This is a genomic window from Arenimonas sp. SCN 70-307, assembly GCF_001724815.1.
Taxonomy (GTDB): domain Bacteria; phylum Pseudomonadota; class Gammaproteobacteria; order Xanthomonadales; family Xanthomonadaceae; genus Arenimonas.
Genome location: NZ_MEDO01000005.1, coordinates 85,976 through 93,084, shown reverse-complemented (window position 1 = coordinate 93,084; position 7,109 = coordinate 85,976). Strand labels below are relative to the sequence as shown.

2 protein-coding genes and 1 pseudogene are annotated in these 7,109 nt (G+C 60.5%); all 3 read right to left on the bottom strand.

Annotated features, from left to right (window positions below; translation table 11 throughout):
• Window positions 1-112 precede the first annotated feature (112 nt).
• Window positions 113-1,128 (bottom strand): annotated as a pseudogene (locus tag ABS41_RS03465) (IS3 family transposase); the annotation flags it as partial.
• Between the two features lie 156 nt (window positions 1,129-1,284).
• Window positions 1,285-4,098 (bottom strand): DUF499 domain-containing protein, encoded by a 2,814-nt coding sequence (locus ABS41_RS03460; protein ID WP_290590599.1) that lies wholly within the window; start codon window positions 4,096-4,098, stop codon window positions 1,285-1,287.
• 54 nt (window positions 4,099-4,152) lie between these two features.
• Complete coding sequence (locus tag ABS41_RS03455) at window positions 4,153-7,083, bottom strand: DUF1156 domain-containing protein (protein ID WP_290590596.1); 2,931 nt, start codon at window positions 7,081-7,083, stop codon at window positions 4,153-4,155.
• Window positions 7,084-7,109 lie beyond the last annotated feature (26 nt).

Below are 7,109 nucleotides of genomic sequence, written 5' to 3'. Positions count from 1 at the left end.
CCCACGATTCCCTCGGCGATCTGACGCCCGCCGAGGTCCGCCAGCAATACGAGGAAAGTTCTACTTTTGCCTTGTGTGCTTGACGGGGAAGCTTACGCCGGGTCCGGTAGTGGGTGCGGTAGACGCGCTCCCGCTTGAGCACCCCGAAGAACCCTTCGCATGCCGCGTTGTCGCCGCAATGGCCGACTGCGCTCATGCTGCAGACCAAGGCGTTGCCGCCCAGGAATTTCTGGTACGTGCCGCTTATGAATTGCCCGCCGCGATCCGAATGCAGGATCACTTCGTTCTCGCCTTCCCGCTGCCACACCGCCGCCTGGATGGCGCGCACGACCATGTGGCGGTCCTGACGATGGTGCATCGACCAGCCCATTACCCGCTTGCAGTACAGATCCAGCACGACGCACAGGAACAGCTTGCCCTCATCCGTCAGGATCTCGGAGATATCCGTGACCCATTTGGTTTCGGGCTCGAAGGCATCGAAGTCACGCTCGAGAAGATTCTCGACGCCGACCGGACGCGTGCCGGGCTTCTGGCCAAACCGCCGCTTTTTGCGCTGCGGCCAGCCCTGAATCCCGTTGGCCGCCATCAGCCGGGCGACCCGGTTGAGGCTGGCGGTTTCGCCCTCGTCGCCCAGATCCTCGTGCATTCGCGGCGCACCGAGAATGCCCCTGCTGTCCTCATGCATCTCCCGGATACGGACCAGCAGGCGCGCGTTATCCCGCGCCCGCGGTCCGGGCTTGCGCCCAGACCAGGCGTAGAAACCGCTGGTCGAAACTTCAAGGCAACGGCACATCAGTCCCACGGGAAACTCGCTGCGGCAATACTCAATCACTGCGTACCGTTCGGTGATTGCTTCGCGAAGTACGCCGCCGCGCTTTTTAGGAAATCACGCTCCTTGGTCACCCGCGCCAGCTCGCGTTTGGTGCGGGCGAGCTCCTCGTCGCGCGGAGTTCCGCCGCCTGGGAAGGCCTGCGTTCCGCCGGCGTCGGCTTCCCGCACCCAGCGGGTCAGCAAGGCCGGGGTGACCCCGACCTCCAGGGCAATCTTCCGGCAGCTCGACTTCGACCGGCGGACCAGTTCGACCAGCTCGTGCTTGTATTCAGGGCTGTAGCGCTTGCGCTTGGACATGGACACTCCTTTGACCCAGTATGGATCTTAGTGAAAGTGTCCGCAGAATCGGGGTAGAACCCGTCCACTATTTTCTCGATTAGTCGACATGTGACTTCGCCATCCTCTAGTCCGTTACGGATTTGCTCGCGTTTAGAGCCTTGGGCTGATTTCTACTTAGTCAAACTCAGAAGATTGGAACTTCAAGGTACGACTGTTCTCCTTGGCCGCTCGCACGGTTCCATCGTCGAAGCCGCTGATTGCTGTTGCCTCGATGTCCACCTTAATCTTCACTCGCGCGCCAGGCGTCGCCGTAAATAGTTCAACGACCTCATTAACGATGCTCGAGAACTGCAGCGACGCCTTGACCGGATCCAGCTCCACGGTTGCGTAGAAGTGGGTTGGCTTAGATGCCGGACCCTTCGTGCCAGTCGGCGCGGGCGGTGGGTTCGGTCCTCCGGCCCCGCCAGTTCCTCCGGTGGGCTGCGTCCCGCCTGGTTGGCTAATGGGCGCCGGAGTAGCAGCACGTTCCGCATCAAGCTTCTGCTGGTACGCAGCCGCATGCTTCGGCTCGATGAGGATCAGCTCCTCCATCATCGGCGTCGTGCTCTTGCCCAGGCTGAAGCTGCGATAGATGTCGCCTTCCTTGCCGTAGGCGAGGCCGAAGACGTCGGTTGCAGCTGCGCCGGCCGCCACGGCGTTCTGGACGACCGTGGATTTTCGAAGCCTCGGGAAGTACAGGTAGCTGCAGGACTTCTGCCAGAGGTCTACCGCCGAGCAGTCCGGCTCGTTGGGCTTCCAGAACCAGGTGGCGCACAGGCGATGGAGGTGGATGGGTGCCCAGTCGGAGATGACGAGTTCATTCTCGTGAAGAAGCTTGTCGATCTCCTTGCTCATCGGGTCGGCGGTCTTGGTCAGCGAATGGGCTTCCCACTCGATTTCCCCTGCGCCGCTGCCGGGCTTGGCCTGCTGCATGGGGGTCAGCACCCAGCAGTAGGTCTCTCGGACGGTCCTTGCTAAGGCTTCCTTCACCTGGTCACGGTTTTGCGCAGCCTGTCTGGCCTGCAGGTTGTCGAGCGTGATCCGGTTGTCCCTGACGTCGTTGACGATGCTGGTCCAGGCCAGCAGCGTTCGGACGGTGTCCATCAGATGGGAAACGCGATCGGCCTCGGGAGCGAGGAAGATCAGGCGGTTCTGCTTCAAGCGTGGCTGGTCGCCCCGGTTCTTCAGGATCGACAGGGCCGCCGGGATGGCCTGGCTGGCCCCGGTGCGGGCATGGGTGGCCTGGGGCGGCAGCACGACAAGACGAAGCGCCCAGTCATCGGGGATGTCGGAGCTGGGCGTGAAGATGTGGGCGGCATCGAGTGGGCCGCCGCCCAACGCGGACTGCAGCGACTCGCGAATCCCCGGGACCACGTCCTCGGCGTCCTTGAAGCGGCGTTTGCGATCTTCCATTTCGCGCCGCAGGTTCGGGCGCACATCCAGCCACCAGCGTCCGTTGCCCTTGTTGAGGTAAGTGAGCCGGTTCTCCAGGCGCGGCATGGCATCGCGATAGACGTGCGGGGCCTGGCCAGGCTGCATGCAGCCAAGGAGGATCCGCTCCGTCTCGAGGCCCTGGGCCATCTGATTGACCGAGGTTGGCGCGCTCCCCAGGAAGATTGAGCGGGCGAGGCGGCGGCAGGCCTGGATGGCGCCGAACTTCGGCTCGCGCCGCTCGATCTCGACCGGCTCGGAATGCTCGCCGTCGACGTCGCGTTCCAGCACCGGATCCCAGCCCGGGGGCAGGTAATTGAGCATCTCGGCCCGGACCGTGGCGTCATACAGGGGCGTGCTACCCGGCATCAGCAGCAGATCCTGGTTGCCGTCCTGCCAGAGCCGGTGGATGACCTTGGCCATCAGCTTCAGCACGCCACGCGTGCGCTGGAAGGTGGGCAGGGATGACCAGTCCTTGTAGAGGCGCTCGAAGTACTCGGGGTGGATCGGGTACGCGCTGCGCATGCGCGCCAAGTACTGGCCTTCCTGGGTTTCCGAGGGCAGCTCGCCGCCGTACTCGATGTAGAGATCGGCAAAGGCCCGGCAGACGTCGTCCGCAGCCGATCGGTCCTTGATCTCGGCAAAGAGGCGGCGACGCACAATCTCAAAGGCTTCCTCGGTACCCACCGGCTTCCAGATCGCCTGGACGCGGCCGAAGTAATGCTCCAGCGCACGGAGGGCGGCCACGCCGCGATCGCTGCCGGCCTCGCGCTCGGACTCGGGCAGGGAGGCGAGCATCAAGGCGTTGGGCACGGCCTTCAGTGCCTCGGTCAGGGCCTGGATGAAGGACAGGTTGGAATCGTAGGTGCCGCCGGTCAGGGCCTTTCCGGCCTCGAACTGGCGGACGTAGGCCACCAGCTCGTCGACGAGGATGACACAGGGCGAGTAGCGCTTGATCAGGTCAGCGAGAACGTCTTTGCCCGGCGAGGTCCCGGCGCGGTCCGACTCGGCAATCATCGCGTAGCCATCGGCTTTGCCCAGCTGCCAGGCCAGCTCACCCCAAAGGGTGCGAATCTCGTGGCCCTCAACCTTTCGGGGCTGGTTGGGTGCCTGCTGGTTGCCATCCAGAACGATGACCCGAGCCTTGGGAAGGTCAGTGATGCCTGCCTTGTCGAGGATGGCCGGGATTCCATCAAGGTCACGGGCAGCAGCCTCGCCCTGGGCGAGGTGGAGCACCGCGAGCATGGTGTGGGTCTTGCCACCACCAAAGGCCGTCTGCAGTTGGATGACAGGATCCCCTCCCTGGCCATTCAAGCGGCGTACGACGGAATCCAAAAGAAGGCCCATGCCTTCCGTGATGAAGGTGCGGCGGAAGAACAGCACCGGATCCTGGTACTCGGAAGTTGCCGTCCTAGCCTGGACGCGAGTGATGTCCGCAGCGAATTCTGCCTGCTGGAAGGTGCCCCTCAGGACGTCCGCGTGGGGAATAGCAATCTCGCGCCAAGGCTTTACAGTCATATCCGTAATTTCCAGTTTCGACAGGTCAGATTGGAGACAGGGCCGATCTTTGCGTTAAATATCCAATGTGGTTTGACCGCCCACATGTCCCACCTGGTGAGACGCTGCATCAATTGCATGCCATGACGTCGCCAGTTCGTTGTACCCCCGCGCGTCGTCTGCCCATCCTTTCCGCTCACATCGAGTGTAAAGCCAGAAGGAAAGGCGACGAATGTCACCACTCAGCTCCGGCATTTGGGCAAGTAGGGCTCCGGCAGCTGATTCGCCACCTTGATTCAAGGCGCGAATGAGTTGGTGAAGAGCCTCCCACGCTGGCTTGCGATTATCGCGTCTAGGATCCCAATCGGACGGATACTCTGCCGATTTGAGTAGTTTGACTTTTCCGCCTTGAGCTCTAATTACTCCCGCCTGCTCCACCGAGGCAACCGACGTCGCCTTGGCTTGAGCTAGGACGTTTGCTGTCCCGAACTCGCCTTCAGACCAACCGTACTCTTGGAACCATCCGAGACAAAAATTGGTGTCGGGATCAAAGTTCTCGCCGCCCAAGACCTCGTCGACTTGCTTGTTAATTAGAGTGAGGGCGGTATGAACAGTCATCGGTTCGCCATTCGCCTCTAGTACGGCACTGTAGCGGGAGAAAACTGACATCCCTGGCCCGATTGCGGCCTGTGCCAGATCAACCGGAGCGATTGGAGATGCCCCACCTTCCCCACCGAGCATCGCCTCTATTGACTCGGCCAACTCGTTCTTTAGCTCGCGAATGAAGTCTTTTCGTGAAATGGCGGGCGCATCTGAAGGTCGGCGGCGACATACCAGAATAATGCTAGAAGCAAGCGCGTTGTTGCCTACGCCGACTTGTCGGTTATCGCCTTCCGTCTGAACAGGCCACGTCCCAGAAATGCTCAGGCCTGCTCGAATTACGGCTGACAGAAAGGTTTCCCAGCCGGTCGAAGCGGTGCCCTTGTCTTTGGTTTCTGATTGTTTGAAGGCGTAATAAATGGTGACAGGGAACGCAGGATGTGCTCGCTCACTTATGCGTTGCATTGCTCGGGTCATGCCATCGAGAAAGAAGCTCTCCGCTTCGACCTTTCCCCCATGGCGATAGGAGGCTGCTACCAGCTCTTCGGCCTTCGGCACCGCGACGGTTGCAAACAAGGATGGGTAAACCGACCTCAAGGCCCTACGCAGGCATACATAGAAGAAATCCGACAGATCCGCATAGCCGATATTGTCGTAGTAGGGTGGGTCCGTGCTGACCACCATTGCAGGTGTCCAAGGGAGAGGCCGTTCGCTTGCAGCATCAATTTGCTCGGCCAGACCCGACTGAGACGACGGGGGCGCCAGCGCTACTTCCAACACTCGCGCCACGACATACGCGCATTCGATAAGTCCAGAGCTGGAATCACCAAAGGGATTTCCCTCGGCGAAGTCCCAAGTCATCGGAATGGCTTGCTTCGACATGCCCGACCTCATGGCATTATCTTTCGGTCGCCAAGTAGCGATCGAACAGCCGTAATCAAAGCAACGACTCGCTGCAAATGCCAGAAATAGACTCACCGCTTCGGCGTATGCAGATGCACCCGTGCCGCCCGCGTCAAGACCGCGGCCGTCGTCTTTTACGCCGGCATTGATGGCATCAGCACGAATTCGATCGCGGCATTCAGACACAAGATCAGAGAAAGTGGTCAATGCGACCAACTGGCGTGCGGTGAAAAGATCACCCCATTTCTTGAGGCCGTAGTTGTAGCAAGTTCCACCCGTTAGTCGAGATGGAACCTCACCATCCGGCTTCCAGCTGGGTATTGCCGATCCTGCTGTTGCTGACTGCGCTTCGTCTGGCGATAGATAGACGCGGCTTCGGCCCCCTTCAGCTACAACAGCCATGAGCCGCTGCCCCATTCTTCCCGCCTGACCCTCTTCCTTGATGTAGTCACCGCTGATCGGCGAACCCGAAAGCACGCATAGGAAGTTTGAACCTCGGCCTGAAGCTTTCGTTCCGTCTTTGGCGTCTGCGGGTGGTCTGACTTTGCCACTGGCAACCTTGACATCGAAGTGGTAGCGGTCGCCTTCAATTACTGGCTCGACCCAGGCTTCTTTTCCAGCCTTACTGGATAGTAAAAACGTCGAAGCGAGGGGAACCTCGACATGCGAGTAGGCTGGGTTTGGACTTCTGACCGTACGCGCCCACAACCATGCGACGACACTCAACTTTTGCCCTACCAAGGGCTTCAAGTCTGGCCTTTCCGCTGCCATGGGGGCAGTGATCTCAACTGTCGGATAAAGACGCCCGATTCGTTGATGGGCCTGTTCGCGTATCCAGTGCCCGTAGCGCCTGACATCTTCGGCCATGCCGCGCACGCGCGACCAATCTTCTGCCATCTTGCTCTGCTTCTCAGCGGGCGGAAGTGGCCCCACTGGCGCTCGACCCGCGAACTTTGGCGGTATTTCGATCATTGCTTTGTTGATCAATACAGCTACCGGATTCAAGTCGGAGGCATGTGCCGTAAGCCCAAGGCGCTGAGCCTCAAGCGGAATCGCGCCGCTGCCACCAAACGGGTCGTGGAAGGGCAGGGGTGCGTCCGGATTGAAGAGCTGTGCAGCTAGCGGGTGCTTTTCATTGAGCTTGCAGGTCTCGCGCCAGCTCTTGCTAATCTCCTCTCGTGCTGCGTTTAGTACAGCCTCGTTGTTTGTGTTCTCCCATTTGACGAGATCACGGATGATGCCGAACAATCGCTCGCGCTCAATCGCTGCCAGTTTCTTGTTGACGCCGCGCTGGAAACCGCTTCCCGACTCATAGCCAGGGTCGTTGACAAGTTGGGCGAACAGCACGGCCCGGGCGGCCGCAGGCGGGCGCTGAGCCCACCACTTGTGGAGCGCCGTCGGGTATCCGGCTGGAGCTTTTCGCTTTCTAAGCGACGCCTCCTCATTGATGTCGTCTAGAGGCAAGGCGACTTCGATGAGTTTCTTGGGTGATCGGATCTGCATTACGACTGCAACCTGGATTGAGTTTC